The 18,200-nt window shown below is 47.0% G+C and carries 13 protein-coding genes; 4 read left to right on the top strand and 9 right to left on the bottom strand.

The features are described from left to right. Positions 1-110: 110 nt before the first annotated feature. Both QP794_RS11865 and QP794_RS11860 read right to left on the bottom strand, forming a co-directional pair. Positions 111-491, bottom strand: a complete 381-nt coding sequence (locus QP794_RS11865) for a hypothetical protein (protein ID WP_285076741.1) — start codon at positions 489-491, stop codon at positions 111-113. 294 nt (positions 492-785) lie between these two features. Next, positions 786-1,625 (bottom strand): YitT family protein, encoded by an 840-nt coding sequence (locus QP794_RS11860; protein WP_024631894.1) that lies wholly within the window; start codon positions 1,623-1,625, stop codon positions 786-788. A 374-nt stretch (positions 1,626-1,999) separates the two neighbouring features. On the opposite strand from QP794_RS11860, the gene desA reads away from it, so the two are divergent. The 3 genes from desA to QP794_RS11845 all read left to right on the top strand — a co-directional run bounded on the left by desA (position 2,000) and on the right by QP794_RS11845 (position 4,896). After that, positions 2,000-3,058 (top strand): Delta(5) desaturase DesA, encoded by a 1,059-nt coding sequence (gene desA / locus QP794_RS11855; RefSeq protein WP_285076739.1) that lies wholly within the window; start codon positions 2,000-2,002, stop codon positions 3,056-3,058. Between the two features lie 93 nt (positions 3,059-3,151). Then, complete coding sequence (locus QP794_RS11850) at positions 3,152-4,300, top strand: sensor histidine kinase (RefSeq protein ID WP_285077415.1); 1,149 nt, start codon at positions 3,152-3,154, stop codon at positions 4,298-4,300. After that, positions 4,297-4,896, top strand: a complete 600-nt coding sequence (locus QP794_RS11845) for a response regulator transcription factor (protein ID WP_024631891.1) — start codon at positions 4,297-4,299, stop codon at positions 4,894-4,896. Before QP794_RS11850 ends, QP794_RS11845 begins: the two co-directional genes overlap by 4 nt. 147 nt (positions 4,897-5,043) lie before the next feature. Here QP794_RS11845 and QP794_RS11840 read toward each other — a convergent pair whose 3' ends face one another. The 3 genes from QP794_RS11840 to QP794_RS11830 form a co-directional block, all read right to left on the bottom strand. Then, positions 5,044-5,958: a hypothetical protein gene (locus tag QP794_RS11840; protein WP_285076736.1), complete on the bottom strand. Its 915-nt coding sequence runs from the start codon at positions 5,956-5,958 to the stop codon at positions 5,044-5,046. Positions 5,959-6,017: 59 nt separating this feature from the next. Beyond that, the gene (locus QP794_RS11835; RefSeq protein WP_285076734.1) at positions 6,018-6,758 is read right to left on the bottom strand and encodes a polysaccharide deacetylase family protein; all 741 of its coding nucleotides are present in this window, start codon (positions 6,756-6,758) and stop codon (positions 6,018-6,020) included. A gap of 397 nt (positions 6,759-7,155) precedes the next feature. Then, on the bottom strand, positions 7,156-7,659 hold the full coding sequence (locus tag QP794_RS11830; RefSeq protein ID WP_024631888.1) for a ferritin: 504 nt from the start codon (positions 7,657-7,659) through the stop codon (positions 7,156-7,158). 174 nt (positions 7,660-7,833) lie between these two features. On the opposite strand from QP794_RS11830, the gene QP794_RS11825 reads away from it, so the two are divergent. Continuing rightward, positions 7,834-9,087: an amino acid permease gene (locus tag QP794_RS11825; protein ID WP_285076732.1), complete on the top strand. Its 1,254-nt coding sequence runs from the start codon at positions 7,834-7,836 to the stop codon at positions 9,085-9,087. 57 nt (positions 9,088-9,144) lie between these two features. Here the strand turns inward: QP794_RS11825 and QP794_RS11820 are convergent, their stop codons facing one another. The 4 genes from QP794_RS11820 to QP794_RS11805 all read right to left on the bottom strand — a co-directional run bounded on the left by QP794_RS11820 (position 9,145) and on the right by QP794_RS11805 (position 18,190). Continuing rightward, complete coding sequence (locus QP794_RS11820; protein ID WP_285076731.1) at positions 9,145-9,264, bottom strand: YjcZ family sporulation protein; 120 nt, start codon at positions 9,262-9,264, stop codon at positions 9,145-9,147. Positions 9,265-9,367: 103 nt separating this feature from the next. Next, a complete protein-coding gene (locus QP794_RS11815; RefSeq protein WP_285076730.1) occupies positions 9,368-9,625 on the bottom strand; it encodes a YolD-like family protein in 258 nt (85 codons plus the stop codon). Positions 9,626-9,788: 163 nt separating this feature from the next. Further along, on the bottom strand, positions 9,789-11,483 hold the full coding sequence (locus QP794_RS11810) for a hypothetical protein (RefSeq protein ID WP_285076728.1): 1,695 nt from the start codon (positions 11,481-11,483) through the stop codon (positions 9,789-9,791). Further along, entirely contained in the window at positions 11,480-18,190 is a 6,711-nt protein-coding gene (locus QP794_RS11805) for a DUF7507 domain-containing protein (protein WP_285076726.1), read from the bottom strand. The genes QP794_RS11810 and QP794_RS11805 overlap by 4 nt, the downstream gene beginning before the upstream one ends. Positions 18,191-18,200: the final 10 nt, after the last annotated feature.

Below are 18,200 nucleotides of genomic sequence, written 5' to 3'. Positions count from 1 at the left end.
AGCGCAGCGTAAGGATTAAATATTACTCTTGAAAGTGTCTTGTATACAATCATTGTCAGTTATATCATACCAACTCATAAAAGGATCCTTCCAAAGTCGTTATATTCACCTTAATTCCTCGGTGTGAGATTAAATTTAACATTACCAAACAATGTTGTGTTTGCATTCCCAGTAAAATCATCCATTACATGTGCGTTATTTTGGTCTGTATGTTCCAAAATCAATACGTTATATTTCTGATCATAATGCATGCCACCCAACTTAAATTGTACTGGAATGTTCTGAGAAACTACTGCCGACGATAAGGCCTTAATTAGATCTGATTCATGCTTCTCGCGAATTGTAGTGTACGTACCAACAGGCACTGTAATTGTATAAGAAATGCCGTCCACACTGAATGTAAAAGTGTTGTTGCTAGTAGTAATTGTGACCTGTTTATTGATATCTATAGATCCCCAAACTTGTTGTCCATATGTAAAAATATTTTTCATCTCCCTTTTCGTCCGACTTAGTAATAAAACAAGTTATGAATGCCTTCATTGTCATGATTATAGTTTAGGTCATTATAGGTTTTTCTAACGCATTCTTCATTGATGATGGACAATATTCAAAACATCGGGTTCCATAAGGTGTACAGCTTGTGTCCGTATTGGAAGATATATCTTCAAAATCATGGGCTGATCTCATCTTCATAATTCAATTTTGAATTTACAAAATGTACAACAAAAAAGCCGCAGTGATAAACACCGCAGCTCCCTTTCTTCTTTATATACACGCTTCATTCATTACGATTTGGACAATTCAATGAATCCTTCACCAAATACATCACGCACATCATGAATCGTTATGAACGCAATTTCGTCCTCTGCTCGCACAATCTTCTTCAGCATCGGAACTTCTTGTTTGCTAATGACAATATATAAGATCTCTTTCGGGTTCTTCGTATAATAGCCATGACCAGACAGGACGGTGACTCCCCGATCCATCTTCTCAATGACCTGCTGAGCAATGGCATCCTGTTTGGCAGATATAATCGTAACTGCTTTTTTCGGATTGAGCCCTTCAATAATGAACTCCATCGTTTTGGTCCCAACGAACAGCATGACAATCGTACACATCAACCCTTGCGGCCCTATAATGAAGAATGAAGAGAACGCCACGATCAGATCGAAGAATAACAGTCCATAACTGATGTTCCAATCCAGATATTTGTTGGCAAGTCGGGCCAGAATAACCGTCCCCGCCGTTGTGCCTCCTACTCTAACAATCAAGCCGATACCCAGACCGGCAAATAATCCACCAAAAATAGTATTGATCCAAAGCTCGTCCGAGGCGATCGTCCAGCTCTCGGTCAAGTGCAGGAACAGCGAGTTGAATACCACCGCAATAATGGTATACACCGTAGTCGTTCTGTCCAGAAACTTGTACCCCACAAGCAACAAAATACCATTCAGAAGCAAGTTCATTAGTCCAGGAGACCATTCAAAGAGATAATACAAAATAATGGTAATCCCGGTAACGCCACCTTCAGCCAAATCATTCGGGATGACGAACAGGTTTACTGCAAGTGCGAACAGAAAGGCACCCGCCATAATAAATAGAATATCCGTTATTCTTTTCTTCATCATTCACTCCATCCAATCCATCAGAAAATCAACCTATCAACCAATTTCATAAGTTGTCTAACCACTCAATGATAGATTCTACCATGCCATGAGCAAAATTTGTATACATAATACAAATTGTTGCGCGAATTGTACAAAGGATTCTGAAAATACTGCTTTTTTAGCTCTACAAAGCGGATTCCCATCGTTCACACATGACATTTGTCATGGGTCATCATTGATATTCATCATTACAAAGTGCTGACGTTTATGACTTACTGCACTGGACGCATTCTTATACAATGATAAAAACGCCTCACTCGGAGACATTTTCCCAGGAAGCGTTAGGTTATGACTGAGTACAGTTATCGACCATTGAAGGAGGACGTACGTCTATGAGCAGAACCAAAGAGATGGCGCTTAAAAAAGAAGTAACCCCTTATGAGAAAAATAATCTTCGCCTGAGTATCCAACAATTAGTGAATTCCATACTGCCACTATTATTATTATGGGCCGCAGCGTACTATAGCCTGTCCGTGTCCTACTGGCTGACTTTTCCGATTGCCCTCGTAGCCTCGGGATTTGTCCTTAGAACATTTATTATCTTCCATGACTGCTGTCATGGTTCATTTTTCAAAAGCAAACGTGCCAACGACATTCTCGGCACCATTACAGGGGTATTAACCCTGACGCCTTACCTGCAATGGAAAAACGAACATTCCATTCATCACGCAACGAGCAGCAATCTCGATAAACGTGGTGTAGGTGATATCTGGGTCATGACCGTTGATGAATACAAAGCCGCTTCCCCTTGGGGTCGTCTCTTCTACCGTATTTATCGTAATCCGTTTGTCATGTTTGGTATTGGACCCATTTATGTGTTTTTGTTCGCTTACCGCTTTAACCGTAAAGGTGCAAGACGTAAAGAACGTATGAATACTCACCTGACTACAGTGTTGATTGTAGCCCTTTATGCCTTTATGTGCTGGTTAATCGGCTGGCAGGCTTTTGTACTGGTGCAAGCACCCGTATTTTTCTTCTCCGGCTTCTTCGGTATCTGGCTGTTCTACGTACAGCATCAATTTGAAGATACGTATTTTGAACATGAAGATGAGTGGAGTTATGTAAAAGCTGCGGTAGAAGGTAGTTCATATTATAAACTGCCAAAATTGTTGCAGTGGATTAGCGGCAATATCGGGTTCCACCATGTGCATCACTTGAGCCCACGTGTACCCAACTATTATTTGGAAGAAGCACATAACGCAACACCGCCATTGCAGAATGCTACAACGATTACGCTTCGTTCCAGTCTGGCTGCCCTTCGCTTCCGTCTGTGGGACGAAGAATCCAAGCAATTTATCAGCTTTGGTCAGATCAAAACCTTATCCCGCAAGCCTTACGTTCAACCGCCTATCCGATTAAACAACCAAGCGGGTCTGACAGAGAAGCCTTAACTCTGTCGGATTCGTTTTCTTGTATTCAGGCTAAAGTCATGCTACAGTCAGGCTAAGTTTGAGTACACTGCAAGTCCGAGGAGGAGAATTTTCATTCAAAAGTGGATGCAGCTCTTTTATAAAAATACAGGTTTAAATCCATATGTATGGCTCGTTTTTTTCATCCTGCCCTTCTATTATATTTCGCAATATTCCAAATTGTGGCCCATGGTGGCGGGAATTTTCATCATTCTGTTCTTCTTCGTCTGTTATTTGCTTGCCTTCATCACAAAGGGCTGGCAGGTGTATATGTGGATCGGACTGCTGATCGCCATATCAATTACGATGACCATCGCCTATGATTATGCCTACTTCTCGTTGTTTCTTGCTTTTTTTATTGGGAATATTAAAAATAAAGCCGGTTTCTTCACCCTCTATTCGGTGAATTTGGCAGCCAGTTTTCTAACCATTAACTATAGTTTCATCAAGCAGAGCACCCTGCTGCTCAGTCAGTTTCCGTTTGTATTCATCAGTCTTATGGCATCCATCCTGCTCCCGATCAGCACGTATAACAAAAACAAACGGGAACAGCTGGAAGGCCAACTGGAGAATGCCAACAAACGGCTGGATGATCTGGTGAAAATGGAAGAACGGCAACGCATCGCACGAGATCTGCACGATACACTTGGACAGAAGCTCTCCCTTATCGGTCTAAAAACCGATTTGGCGAGGCGTCTGCTTCGCACCAATCCCGATCAGGCCGAGATCGAATTGAATGACCTGAGACAAACAGCGAGCACGGCCCTGAAGGAAGTTCGAGAGATGGTAACCACCATGCGTGGTACACAATTAGTAGATGAGCTATTCCGTGCCGAACAGATTTTGAAGGCGGCCTCGATTGAATATGTACTGGAAGGCAATCCGAAATTGCAGGATACGTCCCAGCTGAATGAAAATGTGCTCGGCATGTGTCTGAAAGAAGCAGTCACGAATGTTGTCAAACACAGTCAGGCAGCTGTATGCACCATCCGTATTGAGGAAACACCGTCCGATAATGTGCTGACGGTTCAGGATAACGGCGTCGGAATCGAACGTACCCGCAAACAAGAACGGCGTGGTACTGGAATCTTGGGTATGAAAGAACGACTTGAATTTGTTAACGGATGTCTGGATATTCGCTCCGGAACAGGCTTGGAAGGTACAAGCATTGTCATCCATGTTCCCAAGCTAGTCCGCAAACCAATTAAGGAGGTTGAAGAATGATCAGGATCGTAATCGCCGAAGACCAGCGTATGATGCTGGGGGCCTTGTCTTCCCTGCTCAACCTGGAAGAGGATATGGAGGTGGTTGGGCGTGCAAGTAACGGACAGGAAGCCCTTGCTCTTGTCCGTGAGCATATGCCTGACATCTGTCTGATGGACATTGAAATGCCCGTCAAAAGTGGCCTGGAGGCCGCTGAGGAACTTAAGGGTATGAACTGTAAAGTCATTATTTTGACAACCTTTGCCCGGACTGGCTATTTCGAACGAGCTTTGAAAGGCGGTGTACGCGGTTATCTGTTAAAGGATAGCCCCATCGAAGAACTGGCTGAAGCGATCCGTCAGGTCATGAATGGAAGACGTATTTTCGCTCCCGACCTGGTGGATGAGGCTTATGTACAAGAGAATCCGCTAACCGAACGTGAAAATGCCGTTCTCGGCCTGATGGCCGATGGCAAAAATACAAAGGAAATTGCCGGACATCTATTTATTACAACCGGCACGGTGCGGAATTACATCTCTATTATCCTCAATAAGTTAAATGCGAGTAACCGCATTGAAGCCATTACCCGCTCAAAAGAAAAAGGGTGGTTTAAATGAAAGTACCGCTTTAACCCACTGAAACATAAATAAATAAGGTACGACGATGGAACGATGTACCTTGCTAATACAAAAATAGGCTGGTCTGGAGCACTCACTCCAGGCCAGCCTATTTCCTTTTGAAGCTTCATTTTAAAGCCATACGATTTATTTTACAGAAACCACCATGCCCAAAGCTTCCAGAGGCACCTGCTCGGTCTGGAGCTGATGATTCTGCTTGCCTTCTTGCCAGGAGATCGTTACATTGACGCTTTTACCACCGCTTGGGTACTCCACATTGACGAATCCTTTTTCCTTTGGTACAGGCAGTGTATGGGACTCCAAATATTCCACCATTTTCTTCGCAATCCCCGGATTGTTCATGTTATCCTGGGAAACAGATCGAATCTGAAGCGTCCATCTCCCTTCTGTCCAAGTGAGATACTGACTGCCCGCCGCGCCTTCAGTCATGCCCTTGATGCCATGTCCCAGATCCACTGTCATATCCTTCGGCACGTCATTCAAGTCTGTATCAGGGGAAATATCCGTACTGTTCGGATCCTTATACGTCTTCACTTCATAGGATGCCAGAACAGGCACCTTGCTGCCAGAGGCCGTCAACGAAGCATCATTCACCGCAACAGGCTGGTCAGTAGAATAAAAGTTAATATGGAACGCATCTGAGGTATTCGATGTAATCGATGCAGTCAGATGTTTTCCTTTTTCCAAGGAAAATGAAGTAGGGAACGAAGCGTTTTTCATCTTCAGCTGACTGCGGATGTCCTGAATGATGTCGTTTGAGCTTTGCTGGGCTTGACCGTTACTGACCGTTTCCGGATTCGATGTTGATGTCCCGCTGCCTGCCGAACCTTCCGTGCCCGTTGTTCCTGTTGTATCAGTTCCGCTATCTTTCGTTCCACCGGAGAAATCCGCTCCTCCACTTCCTGACTGAGTCTGTTCGCCAACCGCAGGGTATGTGTTATCCGCTGTTGATGTTTTGGTATCCTGACCACCACACCCTGCAAGAGCAAGCAGCACTGCTGTTGTCACAGGAATCGTCATCCATAATTTAGGTTTACTCATGTTGTTGTCCTCCTTGAAGCTGTTATTGAGATTAACTACATTGTTGTCCAGCCAGTATATTAACGTTTGTCATTCCAGAAATTCACGGGCTGCACTTTCTTCGTCAGCACTTCAAAATGGTATCCTTCTGCTTTCAGTGTTTTTAACACTTGCGGAAGTACTTTTAATGTCGCTTCCTGATCGTGCATCAATACCACAGGGGTGGTTCCGCTTTTTTGCACATTATGGATCTGCTTCATCACGCTGTTGTACACTTTCTGATGATCCTTCTTGTATTTCCAATCTTCGGAATCCACATTCCAATCCCACAGATGGAATCCACCCTGACCTAATAGAACATTGCGGTATGCAGGTTTGAGATACGGTTTGCTACCGTACGGAGTGCGAACGAGACTTGTTTTGACGCCTGCCACTTTGTTCAGACTTTCATTTGCCTTCTGCATTTCTTTCAAACCACTATATGCGGATTTATAAAATTTGCTAGGAACATGCGTTACACCGTGCAAGCCCAGTCCATGTCCGTCTGCAACGATACGCTTGGTGGCCTTCTGAAATTTCTCCATCTGAGGTCCGAGCATGAAGAATGTTGCTTTGGCATTGTACTGATCCAGTATATCCAGCAATTGTCCCGTGTGGGCGGTCGGTCCATCATCGAAAGTTAGATATATGACCTTGGAGCTCGCTTTATTTCCAGCATTCTTGGATGCGGATGATGTAGCTGAAGCCGATTGCGGCAGTAACAATGGAATGATAAATAGAATAGCAAGTGCGGTGATGAACGTTTTGCGAATATGTAGCATAATAAAAGTCTCCCTTATGTCTTGTATTTCCCCGGGTGTCGATGTTTCTCTCAATGCAGCCCTTGGCGATAATCCTAATACTATCAAAAAGAGTGCGTCCCATTCTCGTTTCAAATGCTACGTTCGAGTTACACTTTTGTCAGATTAACCAAAAAAATAAAACGAATTTGATAGATTTGCTCGAAAAGGAACATCCGACGGGATAGATCAATGTTGACATATATTCTATTAACCCAGATTGTGGCTTCTGATAGATTTAGTATTGGAATTTATATGAAACCAGCGAGGGAATCTTAAAATGATATAACAAAAAAGCCTGCCCGAGAGCAGACCTTTCATATGTAGATCGATTTTCTTTTCGTTCAGATTAATCCTGATTACAATTGCAACGTTCTTATTACTCTGCTGGAGCAGTAAAGGAACGTTTGCCAAATTCGGCGTCCAGCATGTAGAAAGCATTGCTGTCTTTTTCGATGCGGCGTAACTTCTGAATGATATTGTCAAACAGAGCTTCCTCTTCGACTTGCTCATCAATGAACCATTTCAGGAAATACATTGTGGCATGTTCACGCTCATTCAGGGCGATATCAGCCAGATTGTAGAATTTCTTCGTATTTTGCTGCTCATGTGCATATCCGTGTTCAAACACATCCAGCATTGAGGAATACTCATTTTTGGGTTCAGGCAATGCAGCGAGGGTTGCACGCTGGCCGCGATCATTCAGAAATTTGTATATTTTCATCCCGTGGAACCGCTCTTCCTCCGCCTGCACGATGAAGAAATTCGCAAATCCATCCAGGCTTTTGCTCGAACAGTAGGCAGCCATCGCAAGATATACATGCGCTGAATAAAACTCGAAGTTCATCTGTTCATTTAGAGATTCTGTCAACTCTTTACTCATCAGGAATACACCTCATTCTTTCTCTAGGGATGGTCCTATTCTACCATAACAACAACTGGACTTACATTGATTTTTCTACAAAATTCGCCAATGACTGATTACCTCTCTTCCTATATAATTACATAGTTCTCGCTCTAAAATCATTTCATTCTGGAAGGCAGGCCTTTTTATTTCATGAACACATCTACGCAGCTCAAAAAAACCATAGGCATGCCGCAAGCTGTTGCGCTTTATATAAGTGCGGTTCTTGGTTCAGGTGTCCTCATTGTACCCGGACTTGCTGCCGAACTGGCAGGCCCGGCCTCACTCCTCGCCTGGGGAGGCATGGTTCTGCTGATTCTCCCGCTTGCCCTATCCATGGGGCTACTCTCGGCACGCTACCCCAACGCAGGAGGCGTGTCCCATTTCGTTACTCTCGCTTTCGGACAACGGGCAGGAGCCTTAGTTGGCTGGTTCTTTCTGATGTCCGTTCCCATTGGTGCTCCCGTGGCTGCCCTTACAGGTGCAGGTTATATGACAGCAGCACTTGGACTTGGTGACGGATATCGAACAGCGATCGCAGCTGCCATGCTCGCGGCTGGACTGATCATTAACATCGTGGGCATGCAGGTCGCCGGAAAGGTACAGATCGGCGTGGTGCTGGCGATTATTATCGTGCTCGTCATGGCGTTTGTGTTCGCTATTCCAAATATGGAATCCATACATTACACACCATTCATGCCGAACGGTTGGGTAAGTGTCGGTCAGGCTGGCGCCATTCTGTTCTGGTGTTTTATTGGTTGGGAAGCTGTATCTCACCTGTCTGAAGAATTTACTGATCCACGCAAGGCAGCTATTAAAGGCGTAACGATTGCAGCAATCATTGTAGGTGTGCTCTATTTTCTGACTGCTCTGGCGACAGTCGGAACGCAAAGCTATCTTCATGGCGGGGCAGATGTCTCCCTTGTATGGATTATTAGTCAGGCTCTCGGTTCCTGGGGCGGATTAATTGCCGGGCTGACTGGCATATTTATTTGCACCGCTACGGTCATTGCATACGCTGGTGCCGCTTCACGTGTCGCTTATGCCCTGGCAAGACAAGGGGCTGCCCCGCAATGGATGTCCCGTTTATCCAGTCGGTACCATACTCCAATTGCTGGAATCGGCTTCCTCGCCATCTGCTTCACTCTCGTATTGGGTATCTATGGATCTGGTCTGGTGTCGCTAACCACGCTCATTCAGCTGCCCAATGCAACGTTTATTCTCACCTATCTTGGCGGATGCGCAGCAGGAATCCGATTACTCAAGGGCAGTCGTACTGGGGTAACCATCAGCTGGATTTCCTTTGTGGCCACAGCTATCGTGTTCCCTTTTGCCGGGTGGGCCGTTCTATATCCTGTCGTAATTGTTGTCCTCTACGGACTCTTCAGCCGTAAACGGCAATCCTGAATCAAAAAAAGCTCTGCCATAATGGCAGAGCTTCTTTCATTCATTGGGAATAACGTATTATACCAAGAACGCTTTGGAGATGATAACCAACAGGATGAACAGAACCAGAATGGCACCTATAGAAGTAAAACCTCCGTATCCGTAGCCTCTTCCTTCTCCACCTAATACTTCGCTCATTGACCGTACCTCCTCTGCAACTGGTATGGGTTATCTTATGCAGGGAGTACGGATTTGACAGGGCGGATGCCCCCAATGTTCAAATTTGTTTCTTAATCTCCGTTCAGTATCGGGGAGAATCAATACGCATAATATCCAGGAAAGGCACTTTGGCCGTAAATTCCTCTTCCGTATACTCCACATGCACAAGCCGGGTACGTGAATCCAGCTTGACGATGACCCCATGAACCTGGTCTTCCTTGCCCCATACCGTCAGCAATACTTCCGAACGTTCACGAAATGCTTCGACCAGCTGGTTTCCAAGCTCTTCCAGCTCGAATTCATCCCGCGTTGGTCTTTTTGCCACTTTTGCTTTTGCCAATTTGGCGGCCTCCTCTACAGCTAATCAGGCGCCCCCTATTCCGAAGGGTGTTGCCGAAGTCAGATATTATAAGTATACCATTCATTCACGTTCGTGTAATGTCATGACTCCAAAATGAAGCGAAAAAACCCTTACATTTACAGGTAAAAGCTATTGTCTCCCATTATTCGTCGCTATCTTCGACAATAATAGTATATACATTCGAAGTGGATTGTCCTGAATGCCTTTGACCGTTCCACTCGTAAGTATACATTGCAGTTAAGGACCCCTGCTGGATTCCCAATTGTTCGGCTGAGGATATCTGTGCAACGTAAGTGACCCTTTTCTCTGCTCCAGGTTCCATCTCACCCAAATGTAAATATTTTGGTGAAGAATACTCTGATATGGTCGCTCGATCCCGTACTTCTGCTTCCCCAATCCACTTGGCTCCTGGAGGAAGGACATCAGCGAGCTGCACCCTCGCAGTCCAGGACCCTGTATTGGTCACATGTATATGAAAGGTTACATTTCCTCCCCTTTCAATCAGATCAGGCTTCACTTCCACATGGACCGAGATGATAGGATACTTCAACTGAATAAACGTCGAATTAGAGGAAATGATTCGTTGCACAGAACGGGAATCGGGCAAGCGAAATGTATAGATCAGGCGAGCCTGATTCATTAGCTCGAAGATTGCAGGTGCATCCTGCTCCTGCTTTGTAAGGATCACTTCAAATTGGATATTAACCGCAGATCGTGCATTCAGCGTTCCCAGATTGATGCCTTTGACTAGACTTGTTCCAGGCCGTTTTACACCATTCCACCCGAGACTTCCTTCGACATAACGCATGCCTGACGGAAGAAAATCCGTCACGACAGCATCCACTGCAAATGAACCTTCATTGTGTACTGTTATCTGATACTGAACGGTATCCCCAGGAATAGCAAGGGGCGGATTTACACTTTTTGCAATCGAAATTCGGGGCTGAACGACTTGTAAAGTTGCTACGTTTGAGTATACAGTCTCCAAATTTTCACCTGAAACATACTCTAACACTGCCTGGATTGTTAAGGTCTCGGCTACGATGCCTCCTGTTACCTGTACTCGAAATTGAATTGGCACTGTTCTTCCCGGCAATACCTCACCAATCCAAATTCCGGAATCAGGCGTCGTCTCTGGAACAAAAATCTCATTCACTATGACACTTCCCGGTAGAAATTCAATGCCTTTGGGCAATGGGATCATTACAGTTGCATCGTTTCCTATGATAAAACCCGGATTGCTCACCAAGAGCTTATAAGTGACGATATCCCCGACAAAGGTCTGAACACGATCTGCATTCAAAACCAACGACAGACTTGACGAGACCAGGTTTACTTCTACCACGTTGGATTTCTCTTCTCCCTTAACTGTTCGCCCTTCCGGCGTCAAAAACTCATAATGTACCCTCGCTTGATTCACCAGCTTCAGGGCCGGCGGGAGACCGACGATGATCACCTGAAAATGAATTCGCAACGTCATTCCGGGTGCCACTTCCTGTGCCGGAACTCCTATCTCCGGTGATACTCCCGGTAGCGGAGTCCCATCCCGAAGCACACTATTGGGAAGAAGTGAAGTTTCCGATGAAAGCGAATCCAACAAATGGACCATGGCAGGACAATTACCGGAATTCATAATTTCGATCAGGTAGGTCAGCGTCTGCCCCAGAGCAGCCTCAGCAACGTTGCAAAACTTGTGAACTTTCAGCCTGGGGCCGATCCATGGTGTAACTACCGTATTGGAATAAGCCACCTGTTCCAGTTCAGTCGCACCCGAGCTGAATCGAACCAGTGACTGATTCTTTAGCGTGTGGGACAACGGACCGGAAGAATGGCTCATATCACCACAACCTCTACTCGGAATGTAATGGTAATTGAAGCACCGGCAGCAATCGATCCGAGCGTTATTCCTGTATTCGGATTTCCGGTAGGCCTTGCCACGCCATCCACCGTAACACTTCCAGGTACAAATACGGTGCCTGTTGGTACAGGGTCTACCATGACCACGTTATTGACCACTTCGATGCCAGTATTGGTTACCACAACCGTATAGGTGATCACATCGCCGACAACAGCATCAACTGCACTTGTGCTTTTGACAACGACAACATTTGGTGCAGAGACAGGAATCACCAGAACGTTGGAGGATACCGTATCGGTCAACTGACGGCCATCCGGCGGACTAAATGTATAATTGGCCACAGCCTGATTGACCAGCTGCTGATTCTGCGGCAAAGAATCCACAGTAACTTCAAGGGTGACTGTCACATTAACGGAACCTCCTGGAGGTATCGTGCCAACCACAATTCCTGATTCCGGATTCGCACCTGGCTGTGGAACACCATCAATCAGGACGCTATTGGGAAGGAGTACTGCTCCATCCGGAATGTTATCCGTCAGTGTCAAATCCGCTGCCAGATTGCCACTGTTCGAGATGGAAAAAGAGTAGACGATGGTGTCACCGATTGTCGCATTGGACGTACTTGCTGTTTTGGTTACGGCAATAATCGGTTGATAAATTGGCGTAACCACCGTATTCGAATAGGCTGCTCCCGAGAAGATACCTGATGTGAAACTTACCGATGACTGACTGCTCACTTGCGGCGGTGCAGGCAGCGTATTGACCCGAACCGCATACGATACCGCTACAGATGCTCCAGGTGCCAAGGAACCCAGCGCTATGCCAAGTGCAGGGTTTGCCGAGAGACGCGGAACACCGTCTACCAGGACACTTCCAGTAACAAAGGTAACAGCCGAACTGATTGGATCAGTTAATACAATGTTATTAACAGGATCAATTCCGTTATTGGTCACAACCATCTCATATACAATCGTATCTCCTACCACAGCATCCACTGCAGCTGTCGTCTTCACTACACGTACATCCGGCGCAGATACCTGAATATTGAGTGTATTGGACGATATACTGCCCCCCAGAGTTCTTCCGTCAGGCAATGTATAAGAATATGTCGCAGATGCCTGATTCGAAATGGACTGGCTCAACGGAAGGGTAACAATAACGACCGAGAACATGACCAAGGTCGTTGTAGAAACGACGCCAAGCGGAATGCCTGAAGCAGGATTGGCACCCGGTGCAGATGCCCCGTTAATAATGACGCTATTCGGCACGAGCTCTGTTCCTGCAGGGATCGTATCGGTTAACGTGACTGATGCCCCATAGTTTCCTGCATTGGAGATCGCGATGCTGTAAACGACGGTATCCCCTACCGTAGCTATAGTCTGGTCGCCCGTTTTGACTGCGGACAGAATCGGCTGATAGACGGGTGTTGTAACTGTATTGGAAAATGTTGTTGCCGAAAACGCACCTGATGTAAAACTTACCGTGGACTGGTTATTCAGAACTGCACTTGCCGGGAGCGCTGTAACCTGCACACTGAAAACAACGGTCACGGTAACACCAGGTGCGATGGAACCAAGCGTTATTCCGGTAGATGGGTTAGCACCTGGTCGAAGAACACCATCAATAAACACGCTGTTTGCTGTAAGAACAGTACTTGTCGGCACTGCATCCGTGAAGACCACATTGCTGACCGTCGCAATTCCGTTATTGGTTACTGCAATGCTGTACGTTACGACATCACCAACAGATACAGCCGTAGATGTCGTCGATTTCACCACATCAACATCTGGAGCCGACACTGAAATGGTAAGTACATTAGACAAAACTGAACCCGTGATGCTGCGTCCATCAGGCAGCGTAAAGGAAAGAGCGACCGAAGCCTGATTCACCAGTTGTTGCGGGGTCGGCAATGTATCAATAACTACGGAAAAGGTAATCGTTGTTGTAGCCCCGGCAGCGACTGTGCCTGCCGGAATGCCTGCTGCGGGATTGGCGGCAGGTAATGGCTGACCATTCACAATGACACTGTTCGGAACAAGAATGGTTCCCGCAGGGATATTGTCCGTCAGGTTAATCTGGGCACCATAGTTCCCCTGATTGGTCACGGTAACCGTATAACTAACGGTGTCCCCAACGGTAGCGTTTTGTGTACTGGCCGTTTTTTGTGCTGTGAGTATAGGCTGGAAGACGGGTGTAACTACAGTATTGGAGAACGTTGTGTTGGAGAAAGCCCCCGAGGTAAAACTGACTGTGGATCGATTGCTTAATTGGCCGCTTGTCGGGATTGCGTTGACATTGATACTAAAAGTGACGGTAGCGGACGCTCCCGGAGCTAACGTACCGAGCGATATCCCCCCTGCCGGATTGGAGCCGGGCTGCACCACCCCATTCACCGTGACACTGCCTGCAACAAAGGAGGCTCCAGGAGGGATCGGATCTGAGAACTGAATATTGTTGACCGGCACTATTCCGCTGTTCGTTACCAGAATGGAGTAAGTGACTGTATCACCTACGGCAGCCGCAGTCGAAACTGTACTTTTAACTACGGCTACGTTTGGTGATGAGACTGGAAATGTCAGCGTATTTGAAGTAGCTGTTCCTGTTAACGTGCGCCCGTCAGGAGGTGTAAATGTAAAAGAAGACGTAGCAAAATTGCTAAGTTGCTGCGGAGATGGAAGTGAATCCACTACAACCGCGAACGTGACGACAGCTGTCGTTCCTGCAGCTACATTTCCTACGGGTATGCCCGCTCCAGGTGTCGCTCCCGGCTGTGGTATTCCTGAAACCACAACGCTGTTGGATACTAATGTAGTCGCAGCAGGGATGGTATCCGTCACTGTGACATTTGCCGCCAGATTGCCTGTATTGCTGACAGACACTGTGTATACAACCGTATCACCTACGGTCGCATTCACTGTATTCGCTGTTTTGACGAGTGAAATTTGCGGTTGAATGACCGGAGTCTGTGTTGTATTGGAAGATGATGACCCCGAAAATGAACCGGATGTGAAGCTGACCGTCGACTGATTGTTAATCTGTGAAGGAATCGGCATAGTAATCGTCACCTCAAAAGTTACGGTTACTTCGGCTCCTGGAGCCAAAGTACCGATTGGAATGCCGGCGGTCGGATTGGAGAGCGGGAAAGAAGTCCCGTTCACAATGACACTTCCGGGTACAAATGGGGTATTCGAAGAAAGAGGGTTGATGTAAACCACATTATTCACTGCTACTGTTCCATTGTTGCGAATAACAGATCTGTATCGAATGACATCCCCGACTACGCCATAATCCACATTGTCACTGTTTACAATCGTTACATTGGGCAGGGATACGGGAATGGTAATCGTGTTCGATGATGAGAACCCGGAGACCGTTCTCCCACTTGGAAGAGTGTAGGCGAATGATGCAACTGCCTGGTTAGTCAACTGCCTTGGATCCGGCAAACTTGTGACTGTTGCAACAAATGTGACTGTTGCGCTTGATCCTGCAGCAATCAATCCCAAATTAATTCCTGTTGCCGGGCTAACGCCCGGTGTAGGTATCCCATTTATAATGACGCTGTTCGTACTAAATACAGCTCCCGCAGGAATCGGATCGGTTATGGTAACCGTTGCGGCAATATTGCCTGAATTGTTGACTTGGATGGAGTAATTAAAGGAATCCCCTACTGTCAAATTTGATGTGCTAGCTGTTTTCACCACTTGGATTACGGGTTGGAATATGGGTGTATTCACCGTGACGGACGAAGAAACGCCATTAAAACTGCCGGACGTAAATGCTGCACTTGCCCGGTTGCTGACTGAACCTGTTGACGGGACGGATGTTACTCTTGTTTGATAGGTCACTGTTACGCTGCTCGAGCTATTCAATGTACCGACAGCAATGCCCGAAATTGGACTTGCGTTTCTTGCAGCAGTTCCATTAATTGTGACACTGCCTGACACAAATTCCGAACCAGTTGGTAAATCCGATATAACCAGATTTTGTACTGCACTGCTCCCTGCATTTGTTGCATTCACCGTGTAGGTAAGTACATCTCCTACAGTGGCGTCTGGCGTATTTACTGTTTTGCTAATGGATAGATTGGGGCTTGATGCAGGTATGCGAACAACATTGGATACACTGCTTCCCGAGAGATTACGTCCACTCGGAAGCTGGTACGTATAACTAGCACTCCCCTGATTCTCGAGCGTTGGCGGTGATGGGAGTGTAGTGAGTGTAGTTCGGAACACAACCGTTGCTGTTCCTCCTGGCTGGAGGCTGCCCAGCGTTATTCCGGTTAATGGGCTGGTCCCGGGACGCGCATTACCATTTACCGTTACTGAATCCGGGACAAACGTCAGACCTGTCGGAATCGTATCGGTTACAATCACTTGAGTTGCTATGTTCCCGCTGTTCGTTACCACAAGTGTGTATGCCAGCTGATCTCCCAGTGTCGCATTCGATTGACTCGCGGACTTGGTAATGCCGATTACCGCCTGATATACAGGGGTTGTGAGGGTATTGGAGCTCGATATCCCCGTGAACGAACCAGAGCTATACGACGCTGCGGCTCGGTTGACTAACGAACCTGAAGCAGGCAGGGATTGCACATTAACCTGAAACGTCACCGACGCAGAACTCCCGGCTGCCAGCGATTCCAGCGAAACTCCACTGCTCGGATTGGCCGAGGGTACCACAGTTCCTCTGACGGTCACACTGCCGGGTACGAATGTAGTACCTGTTGGGAGAGAATCCGTAAGTATCACATTGTTAATCACTTGGATGCCACTGTTGGTCGTAACGATTGTATACGTAAACGTCTCACCAACTGCAACATCAGTGACAGATGCCGATTTTACAGTTGTTACATTAGGCAAGGTAACGGGAATGGTCAGAGTGTTCGACGCTACTGTTCCGTTAATAGTCCGACCGTCAGGCGAGTTGAAGGAATAGGAGGCCGTGGCTTGATCCACGAGGGTCGGAGGCGTGGGCAGACTTGTTACGAGTACCTGGAAGGTTACGGTATTGGTACTTCCTGCCGCGAGGCTGCCCAAATTGACACCAGTCGCAGGGTTGGCGCCTGCAATCACATTCCCATTCAGTCGGAAGCTGCCTGCCACATACGAGCTTCCGCTAGGGATATTATCCGTAAATGTAACGTTGGCAGCAACATTTCCCCCGTTGTTCACCTGAATCGTATACGTAACCTGGTCACCTACTGTGGCGTTGGTAGTACTCGCCGACTTCAAAATGGACAGATTGGGTGAATAAACAGTAAGTGTAGAGTTATTGGATGGAATAACTCCCGTAATCACTGCCCCTCCTGCCACACTTTGAAAGGTAAACGCGGCATTCGCTGAATTCACCAGCTGCAATATGTTTGCATCCTGGCCAATGAGCCCACGATAGGTTACAACAATGCTGTTGGATAGGTTTAATGAACCAAGCGGAATGCCGATGGTCACATCGAGTGTTGGCCGAGATACACCAGCGACCGTTACACTTCCGGGAATAAAGGTAAGCCCTGCAGGCATCGAATCGGATAACACAACGCTCGCCGCACTGGCTGTACCTGCATTGCTGACGGTAACGGTATAGAGAATGCTATCTCCCGCTACCGCACCCGAGGCAACGGATGCCTTCGCCACTGTAATTTTGGGGGCATTGATATCAACCTGAATCGCATTGGCGTTGACAATATAGGCGTCCCCGGAAGTCGTTAACGTTAATACCGCAGAAGACTGATTGTTGATCAGTCTGGCTGACACATCCACGTTGGTAATATCCCAGCCTTGACGTCCGCCGATAATATTGGTGCCTGGGGCGCCATTCGTCTGGTTTCGTGTACCAAAAGTCCCTGTTGTATTAAGTGCTCCGGTATCTCCGTTGATTTGAGAAGCAAAAAAGTTCGCAGCCAGATTGTTTGGTCCGGACAAGGCAACTGAAGTTGCCGAGGTCGGCCCGAATAGCGCCTGATCACCGGTCCGGTTTGCGTCCCCCTCCTGCGCACTGAACAATGCCCTCCCACCTAAAGCACCCGAAAGCGGAGTGGCAAATCCAGTCAGTGTGGTAACAACTGGCGCCGAGGTGGATTGGACGAGTACACCGCCTGCACGCAAGGACATGTTGCGAAAAGGCAGGCTGGGGTTCTGGTAAATGACGCCGAGCGTCCAGCCCGCATGATTGGCTGTAGCATCATTAGTAATGACAATTGTTCCTACAACTGCTCCGGTGGTATATGTACCGGCTCCCCCATTTTGTACAAGCGAAGTAACATTGGCTGAACGAACATAGCCGGAAGCGCCGTTCCCCAGATCGAATTGATTATAAGTAGCCGGGTCAGGGGTAACACTGAAAGTTCCTGCGGGTGTAATGAACGTAACCGGATTGTTGATTGCAGTACTTAAATTGACTGTTCCATTGATGTAACTTCCACCCCAGATCAACTCTGCATACAAGACGGTGCTGCCAACAGGAAGAATGAGTATAGCCGCTGAACTGTTGCTCTGATAAAGGCTCGTGGTTCCCAGAGGATAGGTACCGTACTGGACGGTGGCATTGGTTGTCGTAAAAGCTCCTATACTGTCCTGTGTTCCAGGAGCCCCCGCTACTTCCGATCGACTTAGTCCAAGCGTATTGCCTGTAAATGTAATTGCTCCCGTAGCATTAACGGTTGAACGAACGACAAGAGGAATGAATCTCACCTCCCCTTCA

Origin of the sequence: Paenibacillus sp. UMB7766-LJ446 (assembly GCF_030226665.1) — a bacterium.
In the GTDB taxonomy this organism is placed as follows: Bacteria; Bacillota; Bacilli; order Paenibacillales; family Paenibacillaceae; genus Paenibacillus; species Paenibacillus vandeheii.
Note: the sequence above shows the minus strand (reverse complement) of the source record. Positions and strands in the feature narration are given on the sequence as shown.

Coding starts and splice junctions, on each gene's coding strand:
- QP794_RS11830 (WP_024631888.1), bottom strand. CDS start 7,659: ATGAGTAAAGAGTTGACAGAATCTCTAAATGAACAGATGAACTTCGAG.
- QP794_RS11810 (WP_285076728.1), bottom strand. CDS start 11,483: ATGAGCCATTCTTCCGGTCCGTTGTCCCACACGCTAAAGAATCAGTCA.
- QP794_RS11865 (WP_285076741.1), bottom strand. CDS start 491: ATGAAAAATATTTTTACATATGGACAACAAGTTTGGGGATCTATAGAT.
- QP794_RS11860 (WP_024631894.1), bottom strand. CDS start 1,625: ATGAAGAAAAGAATAACGGATATTCTATTTATTATGGCGGGTGCCTTT.
- QP794_RS11845 (WP_024631891.1), top strand. CDS start 4,297: ATGATCAGGATCGTAATCGCCGAAGACCAGCGTATGATGCTGGGGGCC.
- QP794_RS11825 (WP_285076732.1), top strand. CDS start 7,834: ATGAACACATCTACGCAGCTCAAAAAAACCATAGGCATGCCGCAAGCT.
- QP794_RS11840 (WP_285076736.1), bottom strand. CDS start 5,958: ATGAGTAAACCTAAATTATGGATGACGATTCCTGTGACAACAGCAGTG.
- desA (WP_285076739.1), top strand. CDS start 2,000: ATGAGCAGAACCAAAGAGATGGCGCTTAAAAAAGAAGTAACCCCTTAT.
- QP794_RS11835 (WP_285076734.1), bottom strand. CDS start 6,758: ATGCTACATATTCGCAAAACGTTCATCACCGCACTTGCTATTCTATTT.
- QP794_RS11820 (WP_285076731.1), bottom strand. CDS start 9,264: ATGAGCGAAGTATTAGGTGGAGAAGGAAGAGGCTACGGATACGGAGGT.